This is a genomic window from Parviterribacter multiflagellatus (assembly GCF_056863265.1).
Genome location: NZ_JBXPIZ010000003.1, coordinates 325,869 through 347,642 on the forward strand (window position 1 = coordinate 325,869; position 21,774 = coordinate 347,642).

At 75.1% G+C, this 21,774-nt stretch carries 23 protein-coding genes; 17 read left to right on the top strand and 6 right to left on the bottom strand.

Annotated elements, in window-relative coordinates:
• Nucleotides 1–9: 9 nt before the first annotated feature.
• The 3 genes from AC1UE5_RS08465 (at nt 10) to AC1UE5_RS08475 (ending at nt 1,859) form a co-directional block, all read left to right on the top strand.
• Nucleotides 10–597 carry an adenylyltransferase/cytidyltransferase family protein gene (locus tag AC1UE5_RS08465; protein ID WP_482922091.1) on the top strand — a complete coding sequence of 196 codons (588 nt, stop codon included), beginning with the start codon at nt 10–12 and terminating at the stop codon, nt 595–597.
• Nucleotides 594–1,439, top strand: coding sequence for a deoxycytidylate deaminase (locus AC1UE5_RS08470; RefSeq protein WP_482922093.1), 846 nt, complete (start codon nt 594–596; stop codon nt 1,437–1,439). Before AC1UE5_RS08465 ends, AC1UE5_RS08470 begins: the two co-directional genes overlap by 4 nt.
• Nucleotides 1,440–1,505: 66 nt before the next feature.
• Nucleotides 1,506–1,859: a hypothetical protein gene (locus tag AC1UE5_RS08475; protein ID WP_482922095.1), complete on the top strand. Its 354-nt coding sequence runs from the start codon at nt 1,506–1,508 to the stop codon at nt 1,857–1,859.
• A gap of 736 nt (nt 1,860–2,595) precedes the next feature.
• Here the strand turns inward: AC1UE5_RS08475 and AC1UE5_RS08480 are convergent.
• Both AC1UE5_RS08480 and AC1UE5_RS08485 read right to left on the bottom strand, forming a co-directional pair.
• A complete protein-coding gene (locus tag AC1UE5_RS08480) occupies nt 2,596–2,922 on the bottom strand; it encodes a DUF1330 domain-containing protein (protein ID WP_482922097.1) in 327 nt (108 codons plus the stop codon).
• Nucleotides 2,923–2,949: 27 nt separating this feature from the next.
• Nucleotides 2,950–3,222: a hypothetical protein gene (locus tag AC1UE5_RS08485; RefSeq protein ID WP_482922099.1), complete on the bottom strand. Its 273-nt coding sequence runs from the start codon at nt 3,220–3,222 to the stop codon at nt 2,950–2,952.
• A gap of 188 nt (nt 3,223–3,410) precedes the next feature.
• Here AC1UE5_RS08485 and AC1UE5_RS08490 point away from each other — a divergent pair, with 188 nt between their 5' ends.
• The 4 genes from AC1UE5_RS08490 to AC1UE5_RS08505 are packed head-to-tail and all read left to right on the top strand — an operon-like array spanning nt 3,411 to nt 6,064.
• Nucleotides 3,411–3,938 (top strand): YceI family protein, encoded by a 528-nt coding sequence (locus AC1UE5_RS08490; protein WP_482922101.1) that lies wholly within the window; start codon nt 3,411–3,413, stop codon nt 3,936–3,938.
• A gap of 4 nt (nt 3,939–3,942) precedes the next feature.
• Complete coding sequence (locus AC1UE5_RS08495; protein ID WP_482922103.1) at nt 3,943–4,497, top strand: NADPH-dependent FMN reductase; 555 nt, start codon at nt 3,943–3,945, stop codon at nt 4,495–4,497.
• Nucleotides 4,498–4,504: 7 nt separating this feature from the next.
• Nucleotides 4,505–5,125, top strand: coding sequence for a TetR/AcrR family transcriptional regulator (locus AC1UE5_RS08500; protein ID WP_482922105.1), 621 nt, complete (start codon nt 4,505–4,507; stop codon nt 5,123–5,125).
• A gap of 36 nt (nt 5,126–5,161) precedes the next feature.
• Nucleotides 5,162–6,064, top strand: coding sequence for a Calx-beta domain-containing protein (locus tag AC1UE5_RS08505; protein ID WP_482922107.1), 903 nt, complete (start codon nt 5,162–5,164; stop codon nt 6,062–6,064).
• A 63-nt stretch (nt 6,065–6,127) separates the two neighbouring features.
• Here AC1UE5_RS08505 and AC1UE5_RS08510 read toward each other — a convergent pair whose 3' ends face one another.
• Nucleotides 6,128–7,396 carry an acetyl-CoA C-acetyltransferase gene (locus AC1UE5_RS08510; RefSeq protein WP_482922109.1) on the bottom strand — a complete coding sequence of 423 codons (1,269 nt, stop codon included), beginning with the start codon at nt 7,394–7,396 and terminating at the stop codon, nt 6,128–6,130.
• Nucleotides 7,397–7,435: 39 nt separating this feature from the next.
• Between AC1UE5_RS08510 and AC1UE5_RS08515 the strand changes: the two genes are divergently transcribed.
• From AC1UE5_RS08515 to AC1UE5_RS08560, 10 genes are all read left to right on the top strand, one after another.
• Nucleotides 7,436–8,767, top strand: coding sequence for a 3-oxoacyl-ACP reductase (locus AC1UE5_RS08515; RefSeq protein WP_482922111.1), 1,332 nt, complete (start codon nt 7,436–7,438; stop codon nt 8,765–8,767).
• Nucleotides 8,764–9,639: a MaoC/PaaZ C-terminal domain-containing protein gene (locus tag AC1UE5_RS08520; RefSeq protein WP_482922114.1), complete on the top strand. Its 876-nt coding sequence runs from the start codon at nt 8,764–8,766 to the stop codon at nt 9,637–9,639. Before AC1UE5_RS08515 ends, AC1UE5_RS08520 begins: the two co-directional genes overlap by 4 nt.
• 237 nt (nt 9,640–9,876) lie before the next feature.
• Nucleotides 9,877–10,248 (top strand): DUF4260 family protein, encoded by a 372-nt coding sequence (locus AC1UE5_RS08525; protein WP_482922116.1) that lies wholly within the window; start codon nt 9,877–9,879, stop codon nt 10,246–10,248.
• Complete coding sequence (locus AC1UE5_RS08530; RefSeq protein ID WP_482922118.1) at nt 10,248–10,763, top strand: TetR/AcrR family transcriptional regulator; 516 nt, start codon at nt 10,248–10,250, stop codon at nt 10,761–10,763. Before AC1UE5_RS08525 ends, AC1UE5_RS08530 begins: the two co-directional genes overlap by 1 nt.
• Before the next feature lie 184 nt (nt 10,764–10,947).
• A complete protein-coding gene (locus AC1UE5_RS08535; RefSeq protein ID WP_482922120.1) occupies nt 10,948–11,649 on the top strand; it encodes a glycosyltransferase in 702 nt (233 codons plus the stop codon).
• The gene (locus AC1UE5_RS08540; RefSeq protein WP_482922122.1) at nt 11,642–12,832 is read left to right on the top strand and encodes a glycosyltransferase; all 1,191 of its coding nucleotides are present in this window, start codon (nt 11,642–11,644) and stop codon (nt 12,830–12,832) included. Before AC1UE5_RS08535 ends, AC1UE5_RS08540 begins: the two co-directional genes overlap by 8 nt.
• Nucleotides 12,792–13,913 carry a polysaccharide pyruvyl transferase family protein gene (locus tag AC1UE5_RS08545; RefSeq protein WP_482922124.1) on the top strand — a complete coding sequence of 374 codons (1,122 nt, stop codon included), beginning with the start codon at nt 12,792–12,794 and terminating at the stop codon, nt 13,911–13,913. The genes AC1UE5_RS08540 and AC1UE5_RS08545 overlap by 41 nt, the downstream gene beginning before the upstream one ends.
• Complete coding sequence (locus AC1UE5_RS08550; protein WP_482922126.1) at nt 13,910–16,729, top strand: glycosyltransferase family 39 protein; 2,820 nt, start codon at nt 13,910–13,912, stop codon at nt 16,727–16,729. Before AC1UE5_RS08545 ends, AC1UE5_RS08550 begins: the two co-directional genes overlap by 4 nt.
• A complete protein-coding gene (locus tag AC1UE5_RS08555) occupies nt 16,726–18,285 on the top strand; it encodes a glycosyltransferase family 2 protein (protein ID WP_482922128.1) in 1,560 nt (519 codons plus the stop codon). Before AC1UE5_RS08550 ends, AC1UE5_RS08555 begins: the two co-directional genes overlap by 4 nt.
• Entirely contained in the window at nt 18,282–19,274 is a 993-nt protein-coding gene (locus tag AC1UE5_RS08560; RefSeq protein WP_482922130.1) for a glycosyl hydrolase family 8, read from the top strand. Before AC1UE5_RS08555 ends, AC1UE5_RS08560 begins: the two co-directional genes overlap by 4 nt.
• A gap of 121 nt (nt 19,275–19,395) precedes the next feature.
• Here AC1UE5_RS08560 and map read toward each other — a convergent pair whose 3' ends face one another.
• Genes map through AC1UE5_RS08575 form a run of 3 tightly spaced genes read right to left on the bottom strand, consistent with a single transcriptional unit; the run spans nt 19,396 to nt 21,723 of the window.
• On the bottom strand, nt 19,396–20,142 hold the full coding sequence (map, locus tag AC1UE5_RS08565; RefSeq protein ID WP_482922132.1) for a type I methionyl aminopeptidase: 747 nt from the start codon (nt 20,140–20,142) through the stop codon (nt 19,396–19,398).
• On the bottom strand, nt 20,123–21,184 hold the full coding sequence (locus tag AC1UE5_RS08570; protein WP_482922134.1) for a nitronate monooxygenase: 1,062 nt from the start codon (nt 21,182–21,184) through the stop codon (nt 20,123–20,125). Before AC1UE5_RS08570 ends, map begins: the two co-directional genes overlap by 20 nt.
• Nucleotides 21,181–21,723: a 2-hydroxychromene-2-carboxylate isomerase gene (locus AC1UE5_RS08575; protein ID WP_482922136.1), complete on the bottom strand. Its 543-nt coding sequence runs from the start codon at nt 21,721–21,723 to the stop codon at nt 21,181–21,183. Before AC1UE5_RS08575 ends, AC1UE5_RS08570 begins: the two co-directional genes overlap by 4 nt.
• Between the last annotated feature and the right edge of the window lie 51 nt (nt 21,724–21,774).

Consider the following 21,774-nt stretch of genomic DNA (forward strand, 5'->3'; position numbering starts at 1 on the left):
TGACGCGCCATGGCCTCGACCCCGGGCATCCTCACCTCCGACGTCAGATTCGACGAGCGCCTGATCGGGACGCTCGAGGAGATGACGCGCACCGTGACCCACCTGCGGGGCCTCGGGTACGAGATCGTGCTCACGTCCGGGTCGTTCGACCTCATCCACCTCGGGCACGTCAAGTACCTCCAGCGGGCCAAGGAGTTCGGCGGCGTGCTGGTCGTCGGCGTCGACAGCGACGCGAAGATCCGCAAGCGCAAGGGGCCGGACCGCCCGATGGTCCCCGAGCAGGAGCGGCTGGAGATGCTCGCGCACCAGCGTCCGGTCGACCTCATCTACCTCAAGGACGAGAGCGAGCCGCGCTGGGGCCTGATCAAGGCGGTCGAGCCGGACGTGCTCGTGCTGAGCGAGGACCACTCGTACACCGACGACGACCAGCGGGCGCTGCTCGACCACGTCGGGCGCATCGAGGTGCTGGAGCGCCAGGCGTCGGTGACGACCTCCGAGCGCATCCGCCAGATGCACATGCACATGGGCGATCGGCTCGGGCCCAAGCTCGCCGAGGTCCTGCCGAACCTCATCGACGACATCCTGCGCCGGCAGTGAGCGCCGACGCGGTGGTCGCGTACGTCCCGGTGCTCCACGAGGGCTACCGGCGCTTCCTCGACGCGCACGCGCGTGGGCTTCCGCTGTGGCTGATCGGACCCGAGCTGCACGGCGACTACCGGCCGCTGGCCAAGGACGTGCGCGGGCTCGACCCCGCGCTGGTCGCGGCGGCGCTGGACGCGTGGGGGATCGCGGCGAGCGTGGACGTGCTCGACGCGGCGGGCGCGCGGGAGCTGGCGGAGAGCGGCGCCTCGCTCCTGCTGCCCGACGAGGACGTCTCGCACCAGGTCGTCGAGCGCTGGTTCCCGCGTGCGGAGGTCACGTACGCGAGCGCGTTCCTGCGCTGGGACAAGACGAAGACCGTGCGGCTGCTGGAGGTCGGCGACGTCCGCGCGGTCGACGCGCCGGAGGCGCTGCGCGACCTCGTGGGGGAGGCCGAGGCCGCGGCGGCCCGGTCGGTCGACTGGTGGCGCCAGGTCGGCGCGGCGATCCGCTTCGCCGACGGCGAGGTGTGGAGCGCGGCGAACGAGCACCTCCCGCACCCGCACGCGCCGTACGCGGTCGGCGACCCGCGCTCGAACTTCTTCCAGGGCGTCCACCTGGAGCTGTCGACCGCCGTCCACGCCGAGGCCGCCCTGGTCGCCCGCGCGGCGCGCGAGGGCCGGGCGACGGAGGGCGCGGTGATGTACGTGACCGACTTCCCCTGCCCGCCGTGCGCGAAGCTCATCGCTGGCGCGGGCGTCGCGCGGCTCTTCTTCCGCACCGGCTACGCGGTCCTCGACGGACGCGACGTGCTGGAGGCGGCGGGCGTGGAGCTGCTCCAGCTCGCGCCGACCCCCTGACCTTCCCGGACAGCGGGGGATCCCCGATGCCTCGGGGCGGCCGCGCCGGGATGCTGTGGCTCCCCGATGAGGACCACCGCCGACACCCACCCCCTCACGCGCCTGGCGGACGACATCCACGCGGCGGCCTTCCTGCTCGCGCCGGACGACCCGCTGCGCGGCTACCTCGTCATGCTCGCGGCGCTGCCGGCCGAGGCCCACGCCTGGGAGGAGGTCCTCACGCCCTGGCTCGACGACCTGCGCCACGGCGACGGCCCGATCCTCACCGAGCGCGAGCACCTCGCGGCCTTCGGCGCCCTCGGCGTCACGACCCTCCGCGCGGCCCGCGAGCTCGCCGACGACCCGGCCCTCGCGGCCGGCCTGCGCTCCGCCGCGCGCTGGTGCTTCTGGCTGGTCAGCCCTGCCGCGGGCACCCGTTGACCGGCCGGGTCGAGGAACCTCCCGAGGCTCCAGGTACACCGTTTCTTCACGACCGACGATGGCGCGGTCGTGTCTGCTTGCGCAACCCGGACAGGGAGAGGGCGCGTGTGTGCGTCAGCGAGCAGGTGGAGTCAGAAGGTGCAGCGAAGCCGACGCGCCCGGGGCTCCTCGCGCGGCCTTGGTCCTGAGCGAGGTCGCCGCCGGATGAGCGGGGGCGTCCTGGCGGCGGCTGGGACGGCGGCTGTCCTCGCCGCCGCGTCACCCGCGGACGCGGCGGACGCGGCGGGCGCGCAGGCGCCGGCGGTGCGGTGCGATGCGCGTCTCGACGTGCCTCCGACGCCGCGCGGCGCGGACGACGTCCGTGTGGGTGACGCGACGTTCATCCGGCTGGCGTGGTGGGCCCGGCAGGGACCGGAGTGGTTCGCGCCGCGGCCCGCGACCGGGGCCGTGTCAGTGAAGGTCCCCGTGATCCTCGCCCGTGGCGAGCGTGCGACGCTGCGCATCGCGCCGGGGGACCGGAGCGGCGCCGGGCTGACGTACGGTCGCCTGCGCGCGGACACGCTTCCCGAGACCCGGCCCGCGGTGCGTCTGCTCCCCTGCACGGACCGTCCGCGGTCGTTCCTGCGTGGCGGCCTGGTCCTCGACGGTCCTCGGTGCGTGCGGCTGGAGGTCCGCACGCGCCGGCCGCGGGCGCGTATGCGGATCCTCGCGCTCCCCTTCGGCGCGCCGTGCGCCCCTACGGCACCTGCGCGACGCCGTTGACGTCCTCTCCCGCGACGAGGAGGAAGTCCCCGCGCGAGCCGGCCTTGCGCGCCGCGAGGTGCGGCGCGTACTCGGGTGACGCGTAGAACGCCTCGGCGGCCTCGCGCGACGGCCACTCGATGAGGAGCGCGATCTGCGGCGCTGGCCGCTCGCCCTCCAGCTTCACGACGCGGGGCGTGCGCGCGAGGTAGCGCCCGCCGTGCTGCTCCACGAGGCGGGTCGTCTCGGCGACGTAGGCGGGGACCCAGCTCGGGTCGGTGATCTCGATCTCGGCGACGGCGTAGTGCTTCACGGCGGGCATGATCGCGCCCGCCGCGTACGCGAACGTCTAGTCCCAGAACATCCGCCGCCACGCGCCCTCGACGCCCGGACCGATGATGAGGCCGTCGGCCTCGTCGTCCGGCACGGTCAGGCGCAGGAGCTGCGGGCCCGTGAGGTGCACCGCGCGCCGGTGCTCGCACTCGCGGCAGCGGCACTCGACCACGGCGTCCGCGCCGAGGCCGGACACGCGCCAGTCGCAGGCGTGGAGGCAGAGCGGGCACGAGAGCGACGCCTCGACCAGGCTCTGCGGGTCGTCGGGCAGGAAGGTCGCTCGTTCCATGCCCCATCACCCAACACGACCGGCGTGCCCCTGTCGAGCGGCTCCCCCCGCCTGGGGGGAGAGCGCCGGCGCGCCAAATCTCCCATGTAGTTGCATCTGCAATCAGATGCGCTACAGTGATCTCCGTAAGCGGAACGCACTCCGCTTAGCCAGTAGGAAAGCACAAAGCACTTCACGAGGAGACCCCCATGGCCGCCGACACCGCCACCACCGGCACCTTCAACGCCGACCCCGTCCACTCGTCGTTCGGCTTCGCCGTCCAGTACCAGGGCGTCAGCGTCTTCCGCGGCTCGCTCGACGAGGTCACCGCGACGCTCGCCGACGGCAAGCTCGAGGGCGCCGCGAAGGTCGAGTCGATCTCGATCCGCCAGCCCGAGCAGTTCCGCGCCCACGTCCTGTCGGAGGAGTTCTTCGACGCCGCCAACCATCCCGAGGTGAAGTTCTCCTCGACCAAGCTCGACATCGCCGCCGACGGCACCGTCGCGCTCGAGGGCGAGCTGACGATCAAGGGCATCACGAAGCCGGTCACCGCCACGGGCACCTACACCGCCCCGGCCGCCGACGCCTTCGGCAACACCCGCGGCCACCTCACGCTCGAGGCCGTCGTCGACCGCTCCCAGTACGAGATGAACTGGAACGCCCCGCTCCCGAGCGGCGGCAACGCGCTGGCCAACGAGGTCACGCTCACCGCCGACATCTCGCTGGTCCAGGCGTAGTCCGATGCGGATCCTCGGCATCGCGGGCTCGCTGCGCCGGGGCTCCCACAACCGCAAGCTCCTCCGGGCGGCGGCGCAGTCGCTGCCGTCCGGCACCGAGCTGGTGGAGTGGGACGGCCTCGCGGGCCTGCCCATCTTCGACGAGGACCTCGAGGCCGACGTGCCCGAGGTCGTCCAGGAGCTGCGTGACGCCATCGAGGGCGCCGACGCGATCCTGATCGCCACGCCGGAGTACAACGCCTCCGTCCCCGGGGGCCTGAAGAACCTCATCGACTGGACCTCGCGTCCGTACCCCGACAACGTCCTGAAGGGCAAGCCCACGCTGGTCATCGGCGCGAGCACCGGCCTCTTCGGCGCGGTCTGGGCCCAGGCCGAGGTGCGCAAGAGCGTCAAGTACGCGGGCGCGCACGTCGTCGAGGACGAGCTGCCCGTCGGCTTGGCCGACACCGCGTTCGCGGAGGACGGCTCGCTGACCAGCCCGGAGCTCGCCGAGAAGCTGGGCGACCTCCTGCAGGACCTCGTCCGCGAGGCTCGCGCCCCGGTCGAGCAGTCGGCATGATCGTGCCGTGCTGTCCCTCCCATCCCTCCCTGTCGCCGCTTCCGCAACCGGCCTCCCGCTGAAGGAGCGCGCCGATGCGGCGCGCAACCGCCAGCGCATCCTCGACGTCGCCACCGCCCTGATCGAGGAGCGCGGCATCGAGCACGTCTCGATGGCCGACGTCGCGGACGCGGCGCAGGTGGGGATGGGAACGCTCTACCGCCGCTTCGGCGATCGTGCCGGCCTGGCGATCGCGCTGCTCGACGAGCACACGCGCGAGCTGCAGGACGCCGTCATCTTCGGGCCGCCCCCGCTCGGCCCCGGCGCCCCGGCCCTCGACCGGCTCCTCGCCTTCGGGGACGCGTACATCGAGCTCCTCGACCGCCACGGCCCGCTGATGGTCGCGGCGCTCTCGAACGACCCGCGCGTTCGCGACACCGGCGCCGGCGCGTTCGTCATCACCCACCTGCGGGTGCTGCTGCGCGAGGCTGCGCCGGCGCTCGACGACGAGTACGCCGCGATGGCGCTCTACCAGGTGCTCGACCCCACGCTCCACCTCCTGCTCCGCGAGGGGCGGGGCTGGGAGATGGAGCGCGTGCAGGCCGGCTGGCGGGGGCTGCTCGCCCAGCTCTGCGGCGAAGGCATCTAGTCCGCCACCTCGGCGGGCAGGATCGGTTGGAAGGTCATGCCCCACGCCCGTCGCCGGCCACTCCTCGCCGGCCTCGCCCTCGCCCTCGCTGCCGCAGGTGCGGCGCCGTCCGCCGCCGCGGCGGCTCCGGCCCGGACCGCGGATCTGAGCGTCCTCTCCGTCCGTGCCAGCGCCGACCGAGTCACCGTCGGCAGCCAACTGACCGTCACCGACGTCACCGCCAATCGCGGCGGCCGCCGGGCCGCGGCGTCCCAGACGACGTTCCTCCTGTCGGCCGACCGCAAGCGGAGCGCGCAGGACGTCGTCCTGGGCCCGGGCCGCCGTGCGCGGGCCCTGTCCGCCCGGAGGACCTCGCGCGCGTCGACGGCGCTCACCATCCCCGCGTCGGTCCGTCCGGGCCGCTACTTCGTCCTCGCGTGCGCGGATGGCGCCGGGCGGGTGGCGGAGCGCCGTGAGGGCGACAACTGCCGTGCCTCGGCGGCGGTGATCGTGGTCGCGCCGCCCGTCCCGGCTCCTCCGCGTCCGGTCGGCACCGCCTTGCTGACGCACGTGACGCCGCTTCCTCCCGGGAACGACGTCGCGCCGCTGCCGCCGCAGGCGTCCCTCTGCGACGACATCGCGCCCACGCTCGAGCTCGAGCCGGCGACGGTTCTGGAGGGCGAGACTGCGGTCATCACCGTGACGCTGTCGCCGGAGCGGCGGTGCACGCCGCGGACGTTCGACTGGGCTGCCACCGCCCAAACCGCCACGACGCCTGGGGACTACGCTGCCGCCGCGGGCGACGTCACGTTCCCGGTCGGTGAGAAGACGGCGACGATCGAGATCCCGACGGTCGCGGACGCGGTCGACGAGCCCGACGAGACCTTCATGGTGTCCATCCCCGGCCACATCTCGCGCTTCGGCGCGCCGGCCGAAGCGATGGTGACGGTCACCGACTGACACGCGGGAGCGGCGGGCCGGGGCGTCTCATGCCCCGGCCCGCCGCTGCGCTGCCGGCGGGGTCTAGGCCTCGAGGATCGCCACGACGCCCTGGCCGCCGGCGGCGCAGACGCTGATCAGCGCCTTGCCGCCGCCGCGCTGGTGGAGCTGCTTGGCGGCGGAGGCCAGGATGCGGCCGCCGGTCGCCGCGAACGGGTGGCCGGCCGCGAGCGACGAGCCCTTCGGGTTGAGCTTCTCGCGGTCGATCGACCCGAGCGGCGTGTCGAGGCCGAGGTGCTGCTTGCACCACTTCGGGTCCTCCCACGCCTTCAGCGTCGTGAGGACCTGGGACGCGAACGCCTCGTGGATCTCGACGATGTCGAAGTCCTGGAGCGTCAGGCCCGCCTTGGTGAGCATCCGCGGCACCGCGTAGGCCGGCGCCATGAGCAGGCCGTCGTCGCCGTGGATGTAGTCGACCGCGGCGGTCTCGGCGTGCGTGATGCGCGCCAGCGCGGGGAGCTTGCGCGCCTTGGCCCATTCCTCCGACGCGATCAGCACCGCGCTCGCCCCGTCGGTCAGCGGCGTCGAGTTCCCGGCGGTCATCGTGCCGGTCTCGGGGTCGCCGAAGACGGGCCGCAGCTTCGCGAGCTTCTCGACGTTCGAGTCGGGACGCAGGTTGTTGTCGCGCGTGAGGCCGAGGAACGGCGTCACGAGGTCGTCGTTGAAGCCCTCCTCCCACGCCTTCCCGGCGCGCTGGTGGCTGGCGGCGGCGAGCTCGTCCTGCTCCTCGCGCGAGACACCCCACTGGGCCGTCGTCTGCGCCTGGTGCTCGCCCATCGACAGGCCCGTGCGCGGCTCGGCGTTGCGCGGCATGTCCGGCACGATCTGGCCGGGACGCAGGTGGCCGAGGAGCTTGAGGCGCTCCGGCAGCGTCTTGGCCCGGCGGGCCTCGAGCAGCGTCCGGCGCAGTTCGTCGTTGACGCCGAGCGGGGCGTCGGACGTCGTGTCCGAGCCGCCCGCGATCCCCGCGTCGATCTGGCCGAGCGCGATCCGGTTGGCGACGAGCAGCGCGGCCTGGATGCCGGTGTCGCACGCCATCTGGATGTCGAACGCGGGGGTCGAGCTGGAGAGGGCGGAGCCCATGACGACCTCGCGCGTGAGGTTGAAGTCGCGCGAGTGCTTGAGGACCGCGCCGGCGACGACCTCGCCGAGCGCCTCGCCCTGAAGTCCGTAGCGGGCCACCAGGCCGTCGACGGCCGCGGTGAGCATGTCCTGGTTCGAAGCCTCGGCGTACGCGGTATCCGAACGAGCGAACGGGATCCGGTTGCCGCCGACGATCACTGGCTGAGGCATAGGCCCTGATTGTGGCACCATTCCGTGGGACATAGAGCCATGTTGAACTTGAACCTGAACCTCCCCATCGATCGCGTCCTCAAGGTCGCGGGCATGCCCGCGCCGACGCCGCTGCGCCGCCACGAGGCCGGCGCGCCCCTGCTCACCGCGCCCGCGCTGATCGGCGGAGCGCCCGGAGGCCGGCTGCTGAAGACGGTCGAGAAGATCGTCAAGGACGCCGGCGCGACGCCGGTCGAGAAGGCGCCCGAGGCGGAGGATCAGAAGCTCGGGGCGCTCGTGTTCGACGCGACCGGCATCACCGACACCGCGGGGCTGCGCGCGCTCTACGACTTCTTCCACCCGGTCGCGCGGCGCGTCGTGTCCTCGGGTCGCGTGCTCGTGCTCGGGACGCCGCCGGACGCCTGCGGCTCGGTCGCCGAGGCCACGGCGCAGCGCGCGCTGGAGGGCTTCGTGCGGGCGTTCGGCAAGGAGGTCGGGCGCGGCGCGACGGTCAACCTGGTGCTCGTCGAGCCGGAGGCCGAGGCCGCGCTCGAGTCGACGCTGCGCTTCTTCCTCAGCGCCCGCTCCGCGTACGTGAGCGCGCAGGGCGTCCGCGTGGCGCCGGCGGCGGTCGTGGCGCCGGCGTCCTGGGAGAAGCCGTTCGAGGGCAAGACCGTGCTGGTGACCGGCGCCTCGCGCGGCATCGGCGAGGCGATCGCGTCGGTGCTCGCGCGGGACGGGGCGCACGTGGTGGCGCTCGACGTGCCGGGCCAGGGCGACGCGCTGACGTCGGTCGCCAACCGCATCGGCGGCAGCGCGCTGCAGCTCGACATCACGTCGGCCGACGCGCCGACGACGCTCGCGAGCTACCTGACCGACCGCCACGGCGGGGTCGACGCGGTCGTCCACAACGCGGGCGTCACGCGCGACCGCACGCTCGGGCGGATGTCCGAGAAGGAGTGGGACGTCCTGATGGACATCAACATCTCCGCGACCGAGCGGCTCGACCTGACGCTGCTCGAGAAGGACGTGCTGGCCGCCGACGGGCGGATCGTGGGCGTGTCGTCGATCAGCGGCATCGCGGGCAACCGCGGGCAGGTCAACTACGCGACGTCGAAGGCGGCCGTGATCGGGCGCGTCGAGGCGCTGGCGCGCGAGCTCGGGACCGGCGGCCGGACGATCAACGCCGTCGCGCCGGGGTTCATCGAGACGCAGATGACGGCGGCGATGCCGTTCGGCCCGCGCGAGGTCGGCAAGCGGATCAACTCGCTGAGCCAGGCCGGGCAGCCGGTGGACGTCGCGGAGACGGTGGCGTGGTTCGCGGCGCCGGCGTCGGGCGGCCTCAACGGCAACGTCGTGCGGGTCTGCGGCCAGCAGCTCCTGGGCAAGTGAGCCTCGCGGGGTCGTACGCGCGCGCCGTCACGGGCGCGCTGCCGGTGCCGGGGTTCGTGCCGGTCGTCGGGGTGCGGCGCTCCCGCACCCTGCCGGAGACCACGCTGACCCGGGACGGCGTCTCGGTCGACCCCGCGCGGCTCGCCGAGTACGCGCGGGTGTGCGGCTTCCGGTTCGGGTCCGTGCTCCCGCCGACGTACCTCCACATGCCGGCCTTCGAGCTGCAGATGGAGCTGATGACCGCGCGCTCGTTCCCGTTCGGGGTGCTCGGGCTGGTGCACCTGGAGAACCGGATCGAGGTCCGGCGGCCGTGTGGGGTCGACGAGACGTACGACGTCGCCGTGCACGCCGAGGATCTCCGTGACCATCCGGCCGGCCGCGCGGTGGACCTCGTGAGCGAGGCGTCGGCCGGCGGCGAGGTGGTCTGGCGTGAGGTGTCGACGTACCTGCGGCCCGGCCGCTCGTCGTCCTCGTCCGACGGTGCCGAGAAGAAGGGGCCGCGCAGGGTCGAGCAGCCGCCCCGGCCCGCCGCGATCTGGCGCGTCCCGGGCGACATCGGCCGCCGCTACGCCGCCGTCTCCGGCGACCGCAACCCGATCCACCTGCACCCGCTGACCGCGAAGGCGTTCGGGATGCCGGGCGCGATCGCACACGGGATGTGGGTCAAGGCCCGCTGCCTCGCGGCGCTCGAGGGCCAGCTCCCGGCGTCGGGCGCGTACGTCGCCGAGGTCGCGTTCAAGAAGCCGATGGTCCTGCCCGCCAAGGCCGCCTTCTCGTCGAGGGCGGGCAAGAAGAAGGGCGTCCGCGAGTTCGCGGTCCACGACGCGCGGTCGGGCAAGCCGCACGTCGTCGGGTCGGTCGCGCCGCTGTAGCGCGGCGGGCGCGCCTGCGCCGCGCCCGCCGAAAGTGACATCTCGTGCCGCCCACCGCGGCGAGATGTCGCTGACCGTCGCAGAGCGACGGTTCCCGCCATCTCGCGCGGTTGTGCGCGACGAGATGACGGTTTCCGTTGGTCGCCTTGCTTGCACCGAACCGGTGAGGCGTGACCGTGGCTAACGCCCTTAGCTAAGCTAATCGCGTTAGCTGAACTCGCCGCGGAGGTCGCCGCCATGCCCGCCATCCCCATCACGCCCGTCACCCGCCTCATGCACGCCGTCGTGCTCCTCGGGCTGATCGTCGCCGCCGCGCGGGAGGGGGTGGCGGACGAGGTGCTGTTCTGGGTCGCGGTCGTCGCGCCGGACCTCGCGCTTGTCGGCGGGTTCGCGGGCGGGCCGGGGCAGCTCCACGCGCGGGCGGTGCCGCGCTACAACGCCGTGCACGCGTGGTGGGGGCCGCTGGTGGTGGCAGGCGCGGCGGCGGTGCTGCCGGTCCTCGAGCCCGTCGCGCTCGGCTGGGCGATCCACGTCGCGATGGATCGCACCTTCGGCTACGGCCTTCGCACCCCCGACGGTTACCAGCGGCATGCCGCGGCGGTCGCGTGATGCCGCGGCGCGGGGCGCTCACGCCCGACGCGGTCGTCGAGGAGGCCGCCAGGCTGGTCGACGAGGAGGGGTGGGAGGCGCTGCAGCTCGGGCGGCTCGCGCAGCGGCTCGAGATCAAGACGCCGTCGCTGTACAAGCACGTGCCCGGCGGTCTGCGGGACCTGCGGCGGCGGCTCCGGCTGGAGGGGCTGCGGCGGATGGGCATCGCCGTCGACGGCGCGGGCGACCTCGTCGCGCTCGGACGCGCGTACCGCGCGTTCGCGAAGACGTACCCGGGGCTGTACGCGGCGACGATCGCTGCCCCGGACGAGCGTGACGCGGAGATGGCGGCCGCGGCGGAGGCGATCCTGGCCACCCTGCTGACGTTGGTCGGCGACGACGTGCACCGCGCCCGCGCCATCCGGGCGGCGCTCCACGGGTTCGTCAGCCTGGAGACAACGGGCGGGTTCGGGCTGCCGGAATCGGTGAACGAGTCCTTCGACCGGCTGCTCGCCGGCCTGGACCGGTTGTCCTGAATCGGGCAGCGCGTGACCGGGGTCACAGACCGATCGCGCATGGCCTCCGAGCCTGGAGAGCAGACACACCAACGCGCGGCCTGGAGAGGACGCGCCCCGCGGCGGGGCAGAAGGACAAGCCACGGGGCATCGGGATCGCGCGCTGTCTCACTGCTTCTGCACCCGACCCGCTCAGGGAGGTCCCTTGCGGCTCGACATCGTCATCCCGGCGCACAACGAGGAGCACCGGATCGATCGCACGCTCTCCGCGTACCGCGCGGGGTGCGGCTCCGGCGACGTCCGCTTCCTCGTCGCGGCCGACGCCTGCACGGATCGCACCGTCGACATCGTCCGCGATCACGCGCGTCAGGACCCGCGTGTCCGGCTCTTCGAGTACCCCAAGCTCGGCAAGGGCGGCGTCATCGCCGCCACGTTCGAGCGCTCCGACGCCGACCTCGTCGGCTTCGTGGACGCCGACTGCGCCACGCCGCCGGCCGAGATGCTGCGGCTCGCGCACGCCACCGAGCACGCCGACGGCGCGATCGCCAGCCGGCACCATCCCGCGTCGGTCCTGCCCCGCCGGCGCTCGCGCGTCCGCCGCCTCACCAGCGCGGGGTTCGCGTTCGGCGTCCGCCGCCTGCTGGGCCTCCCGTACCGCGACACGCAGTGCGGCGCGAAGGTGCTGCGCCGCGACGCCGCCCGGCGGATCGTCCCGCGCATCGCCGCGACCGACCTCATGTTCGACGTCGACCTCCTGCTCGCCGCGCGCGACACCGGCCACCGCGTGGTCGAGGTCCCCACCGTGTGGATCGACCAGGACGGCTCTCGCGTAGACCCCGTCGCCGACACACGCCGCATGGGCGTCTCGCTGATGCGTCTGTGGGTCAAGGGGGTCGCCCGTGCATAGCCCGGACGTCACGCTCATCTCCCCGTATCCGCGGGCGGGGGAGCGGCACGGCGGCGCGAGCGGCGTCGCCTCGTACACCGCCAACCTCGCCCACGCCCTGACCGCGCACGGCGCCGAGGTGACCGTCGTCGCGCCCCACGAGGACGGCGAGCCGACCACCACCCGCGACGGCGACGTACGCGTGGAGCGGCGCTTCGAGCGCGGTGCGAAAGCCGTCCCGCGCGCGCTGAGGGCCGCGCGCCGCACCGGCGCGCCCGCGGTGCACCTCCAGCACGAGACGTTCCTCTACGGCGGACCGGGCTCGGTGCCGGGTCTCGTCGCCGGGCTGCTGAACGCGCGCGACACCGCGACCGTCGTGACGATGCACCACGTCGTCGGCGCCGGGTCGGTCGACGCGCGGTTCACCAAGCTCCACCGCGTCGCCGCGCCCGCACCGGTCGCGCGCGCCGGCCTGGATGTCGTGCGCGCGTCGATCGAGCGCCTGGCCGACCGCGTGATCGTCCACGAGCCCGCGTTCACCGACGCCGTGCCGGGCGCGTCGGTCGTACCGCACGGCATCGAGACGACGCCGACGCCGGCCCGCGACGAGGCGCGGAAGCGGCTGAACCTCAACCGCTTCACGGTGCTGTGCTTCGGCTTCATCGCCCCCTACAAGGGGCTGGAGCCGGCGCTCGGATCTTCGAAGATCTTGGGCGACGCGGTGGAGCTCGTCGTCGCCGGCGGGGAGCACCCGCGCCTGCGCGACAGCGGGGACACGTACCTCGAGGGCCTCCAGCGCGCGAACCCGCACGCGCGGTTCACCGGCCGGGTGCCCGACGCCGAGGTCGCCGACTGGTTCGCCGCGGCGGACCTCGCGCTCTTCCTCTACCCGCAGCCGGTGAGCAGCTCGGGCGCGCTGGCGCTGGCACTCGCGCACGGGACGCCGTTCCTCCTCTCGCCGGAGATGGCGCGGACGATCGGCGCGCCGCAGGAGCTCGTGGCTCCGCGCGACGACGACGAGCGGCTGGCGGCGCGGCTGCGCCACCTCGCCACGCACGAGGAGGACCTGGCGGTGCTCCACGCCGCGGCGGCCGACCTCGGACGCGACCGGACGTGGCCCGCCGTGGCCCGTCGCCACCTGGACATCTACGAGGAGGTGGGCCGTGCCGACCGCGCTGCTCGCGGGCGCCTTCGGGCAGCGTAACCCGGGCGACGAGGCGCTCCTCGACGCGTTCGTGCACGCGCTGCCGGACGGGTGGGACGTCGTCGCGACGACCTCCACGCCGCCGTTCAACGACGGCGACACCGCCGGCGTGCCGTCCGGCGACCCGACCCGGGTCGCGCGGCGCGTGGCGTCCGCGGACGCCGTCGTCTTCGCCGGCGGGACGATCTTCAAGGAGCTGTCGCCCAAGACCGGCCGCGCCCCGCTCGACCTGCTCCAGAAGGCGCTCGCCGTCGCGTACGGGGCCAAGGCGCTCGGCAAGCCGCTGGCGATGGTCGGCGTCGGCGCGGCGCCGATCCGCGCGCGCCGCGGCCAGCTGATCGCGCGCCGCCTCGTGCGGCAGGCCGACCTGCTCGTCCTGCGCGACGAGGAGTCCGCCGACGTGCTCGCCGACGCGGGCGCGCCGCAGCCGTTCCGCATCGGCGCGGACGCCGCGTGGACGCTGCTCGACGCCCCGCCGCGCCGCAACGGCCACGGCGATCGCGTCGTCGTCGCGGTCTCGCACGAGGCCGGCGGCGACGGGCTCGTGGGGGAGCTGGCCGCCGCGCTCGTCCCGGTGCTCGCCGCGGGCCTGGAGGTCGCGCTCCAGCCCTGGCAGGTCGGCGGCCCGGTGCGGCCGGATGACCTCGACCTCGCACGCGCCGTCCAGGCGCAGCTCGGGGGCGCGGCCGAGGTGCTGCTGCCGCCCGCCGACCTGGCCGAGGCGCGCGCGGTGTTCGCCGCCGCCCGGCTGGTCGTCGGCCTGCGCTTCCACGCGCTCGTCGCGGCCGCGTCCGCCGGCACGCCGTTCGTCGCCTACGCGCACGAGCCGAAGCTCGCCGCCGTCGCGCGCCGGCTCGCGCAGCCCGCGGTGACGCCCGGCGCCACCGTCGACGCCGCCGCGCAGGTGCTGCTCGCCGCCGCGCGCCAGCCGACCGCGCCCGCGCCCGCCGCGGTGCGCGCGGAGGTGGCGCGGGCCGAGGAGGGGATGCGCCTGCTGAGGCTGCTGCTGAGCGGCGGCGCGTCCGGCGAGGCCGACGCGATCGGCGCGCTGCCCCTGCGGCCCGTGGAGTGGACCGCGTGACCGCCACCGTCGAGATCCCCCGCGCCCGGACCGAGCGCGAGCACGACGAGGCCGTCCGCGCGCATCTCGCGCGCGGCGGCCGCGCGCCGGAGCCCGCGACCGGGCGCCGCGTCGCGTTCGAGCAGGCGCTCGTCGCCGGCGGCCAGCTCGCCGCGGGCATCGGCAACCTCGCGTTCGCGCTCATCGCGGCCCGGCTGCTGGAGCCGCGTGGCTTCGCGCAGCTCGCCGCCTTCCTCGCGCTGTACCTGCTCGTGCACGTCCCCGCGTCGTCTTTGTCGGCCGGCAGCGCGCTGGCGCCCGGCCTGGCCGAGCGCCAGCGCCGCCGCGCGGTGCTCGTCGGCGGCGGGATCGGCGCGGCCGTCGCGCTCGCCGCGGTGCCGCTGAGCGGGCCGGCCGGCGTGCCGCCCGCGCTGCTGTTCGTGCTCGCCGCCGCGGTGCCCGCCGCGGGCTGGCTCGCGCTCGAGCGCGGTCGCCTGTACGGCGCCGCCGAGCACGGGCGCGCCGCCGCGTCGCTGGCGATCGAGCCGGTCGTCCGGCTCGCGCTCGGCATCCCGCTCCTGCTCGCCGCCGGTGCCGTGGGCGGCGCGATCGCCGTCGTGCTCGGCGGCGCCGCCGCGCTCGCCGTCACGAGGCCGCTCGCGCGCGTGGAGGCGCGCGGTGAGGTGGAGGCGCGCGGTGGCGCGACCCGTGCGCCCGGGGTGGCCGGCGGCGCGGGCGTGTTGCTCGCGACGCTGGCGTTCCTCGCCCTCGCGATCGTGCAGAACCAGGACGTCGTGCTCGCCAACGGCCTGCTCGACGCGGGCGAGGCGGGCAAGTTCGCCGTGCTCTCGACGCTCGGCGGCGCCGCCGCGTTCGCCACGACGACCGTCCCGCTCGTCCTGCTGCCGCGCGCCGCGCGCGGGGAGCGCCACGCGCTCGCCGTCGCGGTCGGCCTCGCAGCGCTGCTCGGCGCGGGGGCGGTCGGCGCGATCGCGCTGCTCCCCGACACCTTCATCACGAGCGCGTTCGGCGACGACTACGCCGGCGTCGCCCCGCTCGCCGTGCCGTACGTCGCCGCGATGGCGCTGTTCGGCGTCGCCCGGGTGCTCGTCGCCCACCGCGCCGCCACCGGCGCGGGCCGCGGCCTCGTCGTCGCGGTCACGGCCGTCGCGCTCGCGCAGGCCGCCGGCATCGTCGCCGGCGCGGACACCGCGCGCGACGTCATGCTCGTGACGCTGGCCGCCACCGCGGTGCTCGCGGCGGTCGCGCTGGCCGCGACCGCGCTCCCCGCGCCGGTCCTCCACGCGCCCCGGCGCACCGCGCGCGCCGCCACCGGCGGGCCGGCCGAGGGGCCGCGGGAGGGCACGCCGCGGTCGGACGGGCGGAGCGTCCTCCTCGCGGTCGCCGGCCTCACGCTCGCCGCGCTGGCCGTCCGGCTCGTCATCACCCGCGGCATCTGGCTGGACGAGGCGACCTCGATCACGCAGGCCCAGCTCCCGCTCGGCGACCTGCTGGAGAGCCTGCGCACGAGCGACGTCCACCCGCCGCTCCACCACCTGCTTCTGTGGGCGATCGCCCACGGCACGGGCAGCGTGTCGGAGCTGGCGATGCGCGCGCCGTCGATCCTCGCCGGCACCGCGCTCGTCCCGACGCTCTACCTGCTCGGGCGGGAGCTGTACGACCGCCGCGCCGCGACGCTCGCCGCCGCGTTCGCCGCCTTCGCGCCGTTCCTCGTCTGGTACTCGCAGGAGGCGCGCATGTACGCGCTCTTCATGCTGTTCGCCGCGCTGGCGATGCTCGGGCAGCTGCGCGCGCTGCGCCGCGGCCGCCACCGCGACTGGGCGCTGTGGGGCGGCGCGACGATCGGCCTGCTGTGGACGCAGTACTTCGGCGTCTTCTTCACCGCCGTGCAGGTCGCCGGGTTCGCGGTCGCCGCGTTCGGGCTCCACCGCGCGGGCCGGCTCGACCGGCGCTTCCTGCTCCCGTGGATCGCGGCCACGCTCGCCGTCGTCGCCGCGTTCGCGCCGCTGATCCCGTTCGCGCTCGACCAGTTCCAGGCCAACCAGGCCGCGGGCCGCGGGTTCAACGCGCCCAAGCAGGCCGGCGGCGTCGACGCGACCCGCGAGCAGCCCGGCGTGTACCTCGCGCTCACGAACCTCGTGTGGGCGGTTTGGGGCTACCACGCCAACGCCGTCATGGCGGCGATCACGTCGCTGTGGCCGATCGGCATCCTCGGCGCGCTGCTGGCGCTCGGCCGCCGCGGCCGCCCGCTGACGCTCTACGTCGTCGCGTGCGCGCTCGTGCCCGCGCTGCTGCTCGCCGCGCTCGGCGTCCTCAAGCCGTTCCTGTTCGAGATCCGCTACTTCGCCGGCGCCGTCCCGCTGCTGCTGGTGCTCTTCGCGCGCGCGGCGACGGGGTGGACCCGCGGGCGGACCGCGACGCTCGCGGTCATGGCGGTGCTCGTCGGCGCGCTGGGCGTCGCGGCGGTCGACCAGCAGGTGAACGGCTCCAACCCGCGCGTGTACGACTTCGAGGGCGCGCTGGACGAGGTCGCGTCCCAGAAGCGGCCGGGCGACGTCGTCGCCTACGAGCCGTCGTACCTGCGCGACGTCGTCCGCTACTACGACCCCGGCGTGAAGACCGCGCCCGTGGCCGACGGCGTCCCCACGCAGAGCAGGCGCGTCTACCTGCTCGCGTCGTTCCAGGACCAGCCGCGTCACCGCGACGCGGTGGTGAAGGCGGCGAACGAGCTGCGCCGGACGCACCGGCTCGTCAAGGTCGAGAAGCGCCCGCAGATCCGCGTCTACGTGTTCGAGCGCAAGGAGGCCCCGCGATGAAGGACGTCCGCCTCGAGACCCCGACGTGGAGCGCCCGGCCCGGGCCGCGCGCACGGCTGAAGGTGCGCCTGCTGGCACTGGTGGCGCTCCCGCTCGCAGTCCTCTACTTCAGCTGGCTGCTCCAGCCGGAGCGCATGGGGCACCCGGCGCTGTACGTCGCGCTGGTGCTCGCCGAGCTGTTCAACGTCGTCCAGGCGATGGGCTTCTGGTGGACCGGCTCGCGGATGCGCGCCCGCCCGCCGCTGCCGCTCGCCGACGGCGGGCCCTCGCCGCGCGTCGACGTCTTCGTCCCCACCTACGACGAGCCGGTCGAGGTGGTGGAGCCGACGGTGATCGCGGCGACGCGGATGCGCGGCGCGGACGTCACGGTCCACCTGCTCGACGACGGCGCGCGGCCGGAGATGCGGATGCTCGCCGCGCGGTGGGGTGCGCACTGGGTGACCCGCGAGGAGCACGTCGGCGCGAAGGCCGGCAACATCAACCACGCGCTCGGGCGCACCGACGCGCCGTACGTCGTCGTGCTCGACTGCGACCACGTGCCGGACGAGCGCTTCCTGGAGGCGACGCTCGGCCACCTCGCCGACGAGCAGGTCGCGATGGTGCAGTCGCCGCAGTACTACGCCAACGCCCGCGAGGGCCGGATCGCGTCCGCTGCGTGGGCCCAGCAGGCGCTGTTCTTCGGTCCGATCGCGTGCGGCAAGGACGGCCACGGCGCGATGTTCTGCTGCGGCACGAACGTCGTGTTCCGCCGCCGCGCGCTGGAGGAGGCCGGCGGCTTCCCGACCGGCTCGCTGACCGAGGACTTCGAGCTGTCGATCCACCTCCAGCAGCGCGGCTGGCGGACGGCGTACGTGCCCGAGGTGCTGACGCGCGGGCTCGGCCCGGAGGACATGGCGTCGTACGTCTCGCAGCAGCAGCGGTGGGCGCGCGGGTGCCTGCGCGGCATCTTCACCGCGATCCGCGCGCGCGGGCTGCCGATGCGGGTGCGCGCGCACTACCTGCTGTCGTCGATGTTCTTCCTGTCCGGCTGGACGGTGCTCGTCTACATGGCGATGCCGATCATCCGCATCGCGACGGGGGAGCAGCCGCTGGCCGACGCGACCGCCGACCAGTTCCTCGCGGTGTTCGCGCCGTACTTCGGCTGGGCGCTGCTGACCGTCGCGCTCGTCGGCGGTGGCCAGTACACGTTCTCCGCGTTCGCGCTGCAGACCGCGTCGTTCTGGATCCACGTCCAGGCCACGCTGCTGACGCTGCTCGGGCGGCGCGGGCGGTTCGTCGTCACCCCCAAGCAGGGGACGCGCGAGCGGCAGCTGCGCCCGGTGTGGCCGGCGCTCGTCATGCTCGTGCTGCTGGTGGGGAGCGCCGCGTACGGCGTCGCGATGTCGCTCTCGCCGTCGACGCTCAACAACGTGGCGTTCGCGCTGCTGCACGTGACGGTGCTGACCGCCGGCGTGTGGGGCGCGCTCGCACCCCAGGCGCCCGCCCCCGAGCGCGCCGCGGCGGGGCCTGCCCGCGAGACGGTGGTGGATGAGCCGCTGCGGCGCCTCGCGGCGTGACGCGCGCGCTCCTCGTCGCCCTCGCGCTCCTTCTCGCCGTCGTGGCCGGCTGCGGCGGCGGGGAGGAGGCGCCCGAGCCGCCCGCGCGCTCCGCCGCCGCGCGGTTCCTCGACGACTTCGTCGCCGCCGACGGCCGGGTCGTGCGGCACGACCAGGGCGGCGACACGGTCAGCGAGGGTCAGGCGTACGCGCTGCTCGTCACCGCGGCGACCGGGGACGAGCGGCGGTTCGACCGCGTCTGGCGGTGGACGCGGCGCGCGCTGCAGCGCGACGACGGCCTCCTGTCGTGGCAGTGGAAGGACGGCCGCGTGGTGGATCCGCAGCCCGCGGCCGACGCCGACCTCGACGCCGCCGACGCGCTGCTGCGCGCGGCGGAGCGGTTCGACCGGCCGGAGCTCGCCCGCGAGGCACGGCGGATCGGCGCGGCGGTGGAGCGCTCCGAGGTCCGCGACGGCGTCGTCGTCGCGGGGCCGTGGGCGCGGGACCAGGGCGTGGTGAACCCGTCCTACGTCGCGCCGTCGGCGCTGCGGGCGCTCGGCCTCGGCGACGTCGGGACCCGCTCCGCCGTCGCCCTGCGCGGGCTGCTCGCCGGCGGTCTGCCGCCGGACTGGGCGCGGTTGCGCGACGACGGCACGCTGGAGGCTGCGTCCCCGCCGAACGCCGGCGACCCGCCGCGCTACGGCTACGAGGCGGTCCGGCTCCCGCTGCGCCTCGCGTCGGCCTGCGCGGGGCCGTGGCGGGAGCTGGCGGCGGGGATGCACGAGCGGCTTGGCGACGGGCGCCTGCCGCGCGGGCTCGACGGCACGCCGCAGGGCGAGGAGACCGCGCCGGGGCTGGCTGCGGCGGCGGCTGCGGCCTACGCGGCGGGGGACGCCGGCACCGGCGAGGACCTGCTCGCGCACGCGAACGCCCGCGAGGAGGAGCACCCGACGTACTTCGGCTCCGCCCTCATCGCACTCGCCGAGACCGCCTGGTCCCCGGACTGCTGACGTCGCGCGAGAGGGACGCCTCGCGCCCGTGGATCGCCACGCGATTCCTCACCGATCCAACCAGGATCGGCTCGAAATCGCGCGGCGCCCACGACCACGATGCGGGCCTCTCGCATCGACGTCAGTTCGTGAGAACGATCGGGCGGTCCTCGGTGATGACGATCGTGTGCTCGAAGTGCGCGGAGGGGGAGCCGTCGCGCGTGCGGAGCGTCCAGCCGTCGCCGCCGTCGACGAAGCGGTCGGTGCTCAGCGACGTCATCGGCTCGACGGTCAGCACGAGGCCGGGCGTGAGCACGAAGCGGTCGCCCTCGCGGGTCGGGACGTTGGCGACGGTCGGCTCCTCGTGCAGGCGGCGGCCGATGCCGTGGCCGGTCAGCTCGGGGAAGACCTGCGCGCCGTGGCGGGCGGCCTCGGCCTGGACGGCGGCGCCGATCGCGGAGACCGGACGGCCCGCGACCGCGGCGTTCAGCCCGGCCTGGAGCGCCGCGCGGGTCGCCTTCGTCAGCTTCGTCGCCTGCTTGCCGCTCGGCCCGACCGGCACGGTGACCGCCGCGTCCGCGAAGTAGCCGCCGACCTCGAGCGACACGTCGAGCTTCACCAGCGAGCCGCTGCGCAGCCGTCGCTTGCGCGACGGGATGCCGTGGACGATCTCGTCGTCGACCGAGATGCACGTCACGCCCGGGAACCGGTACGTGACCTGCGGCGCGGAGCGCGCGCCGTGCTTGCGGAAGACACGGGCGGCGACGTCGTCCAGCTCGCCGGTCGTCACGCCCGGCTGCGCGGCGGCGCGCATCTCGCGGAGCGTCTCCGCCACGACCGCGCCGGCCCTCCGCAGGCCGCGCTCGTCCTCAACCGTCTCGATCGACATGCACCGAGGATGCCGCACGGGCGAGTGCGGCGCGCGCATCGGCCGTCAGCTTCCGGACGACGTCCTCGGCCGGGAGCGCCTCGGCGAGCTCGTGCGCCTGCCCGGCCCAGAGGTTCATCGCGTCGCGGTCGCCGGTCTTGCGCAGCGGCGCGGTGAGGTGGTTGACCTGCGGGTACGCGCGGGGCGCGGCGTCGGTGTGGGCGGCGTGGAAGGCGTTGACGATGCCGCGCGCCGAGCGGCCCGAGAACGCGCGCGTCACCGCCGTGCGGCCGGGCTCCGCGAGCGCCTCCCGGTGGGCGTCGGCTGTCGCGGCCTCGGGCGTGCGCATCAGCGCGGTGCCGATCGCGGCGGCCGATGCGCCCGCGGCGAGGACGGCGGCGACCGCGGCGCCGGTGGCGATGCCGCCCGTGGCGATCAGCGGGAGCGGCGTCCGTGCCGCCACGAGCTGGAGGAGCGCGAGGAGCCCGACGTCGCCGGGCCGGTCGTCCTGGAACGCTCCGCGGTGGCCGCCGGCCTCGGCGCCCTGCACGACCAGCGCGTCGGCGCCCGCCGCGGCGGCCTGCTCGGCCTCCTCGGGCGTGGTGACCGTGACCCACACCGCGACGTCCGCCGCCTGCAGCGCCTCCACCACGTCGCGCTCGGGCAGTCCGAAGGTGAAGCTCACCGCGGCGGGGCGCTCCTCGGCGAGCACCGCCACCTTCGCGGGGTAGTCGTCGTCATCGTCGTCGCGCGGCGTGCCGACCTCGACGCCGAGCCGGTCGGCCGTGCCGCGCAGGAGGCTCGCGTACTCCCACACCGCCGCCGCGTCCGGCTGCTCGCCGGGGCGCGGGACGAACAGGTTGACGGCGAACGGGGCGTCGCTCAGGGCGCGGAGGGCGGCGAGGTCCTCGCGCAGCGCCGCGGCGGTCCGGTAGCCGGAGGCGAGCGTGCCGATCCCGCCCGCGCGCGCCACCGCGGCGGCGAGCTGCGGGGTCGACGGGCCGCCGGCCAGCGGCGCCTGCACGATGGGCGCCGCGAGGGTGGAGAGGTCGAAGCGGCTCACGCTCCGACAGTAATCCGGTCGTCACCCCAGACGACCTCGCCGGCCGAGGTGACGACGCTCGGGATGCCGAACACGCCGAGCGCGAGCGCCTCCTCGGTCGCCGCCCGCAGCGCGTCCTTGGTCGCCTGCGTCGGCGGGAGGAGCGCGGCGGGGTCGAGCCCGGCGCGGCGGGCGGCCTCCGCGACGTGCTCCGGCTCGGACAGCGCGCGGCCCTCGGTGAAGTGGAGGCGGAACGCGGCGAGCGCGAACGCCTGGCCCTCTTCCGGCCCGAGAGCGTGCGCGGCGGTCGCAGCCCGCATCGCGAGGAGGCCGTCGTTCGGCCACGGCGCCGGCCAGACCAGCGGCGGCAGCCCGCGCGCGGCCGCCCGCCGCTCGATCTCCGCGATGCCGTCCGCCCGCGCGTCGGTGCGCGCCCACGACGCCCGGCCGGTCGCGCGGAAGATGCCGCCGAGCAGCACCGGCACCCACTCGGCGTCGGCGCCGATCCGCTCCGCGGTGAGCCACGCGTAGGGGGAGCCGAGGTCGTAGAAGAAGCGCATTGCTTGTCAGCCAGCAAGTTACCGGATGGATGAGCCGCCGCGCGGCGGTGA

Bases quoted from the DNA above. Each gene is read 5' to 3' on its own strand.
- AC1UE5_RS08495 (WP_482922103.1), top strand. From the start codon at position 3,943: ATGCGGATCCTCGGCATCGCGGGCTCGCTGCGCCGGGGCTCCCACAAC.
- AC1UE5_RS08490 (WP_482922101.1), top strand. From the start codon at position 3,411: ATGGCCGCCGACACCGCCACCACCGGCACCTTCAACGCCGACCCCGTC.
- AC1UE5_RS08480 (WP_482922097.1), bottom strand. From the start codon at position 2,922: ATGCCCGCCGTGAAGCACTACGCCGTCGCCGAGATCGAGATCACCGAC.
- AC1UE5_RS08555 (WP_482922128.1), top strand. From the start codon at position 16,726: ATGAAGGACGTCCGCCTCGAGACCCCGACGTGGAGCGCCCGGCCCGGG.
- AC1UE5_RS08515 (WP_482922111.1), top strand. From the start codon at position 7,436: ATGTTGAACTTGAACCTGAACCTCCCCATCGATCGCGTCCTCAAGGTC.
- AC1UE5_RS08475 (WP_482922095.1), top strand. From the start codon at position 1,506: ATGAGGACCACCGCCGACACCCACCCCCTCACGCGCCTGGCGGACGAC.
- AC1UE5_RS08510 (WP_482922109.1), bottom strand. From the start codon at position 7,396: ATGCCTCAGCCAGTGATCGTCGGCGGCAACCGGATCCCGTTCGCTCGT.
- AC1UE5_RS08530 (WP_482922118.1), top strand. From the start codon at position 10,248: ATGCCGCGGCGCGGGGCGCTCACGCCCGACGCGGTCGTCGAGGAGGCC.
- AC1UE5_RS08505 (WP_482922107.1), top strand. From the start codon at position 5,162: ATGCCCCACGCCCGTCGCCGGCCACTCCTCGCCGGCCTCGCCCTCGCC.
- AC1UE5_RS08485 (WP_482922099.1), bottom strand. From the start codon at position 3,222: ATGGAACGAGCGACCTTCCTGCCCGACGACCCGCAGAGCCTGGTCGAG.
- map (WP_482922132.1), bottom strand. From the start codon at position 20,142: ATGTCGATCGAGACGGTTGAGGACGAGCGCGGCCTGCGGAGGGCCGGC.
- AC1UE5_RS08525 (WP_482922116.1), top strand. From the start codon at position 9,877: ATGCCCGCCATCCCCATCACGCCCGTCACCCGCCTCATGCACGCCGTC.
- AC1UE5_RS08575 (WP_482922136.1), bottom strand. From the start codon at position 21,723: ATGCGCTTCTTCTACGACCTCGGCTCCCCCTACGCGTGGCTCACCGCG.
- AC1UE5_RS08465 (WP_482922091.1), top strand. From the start codon at position 10: ATGGCCTCGACCCCGGGCATCCTCACCTCCGACGTCAGATTCGACGAG.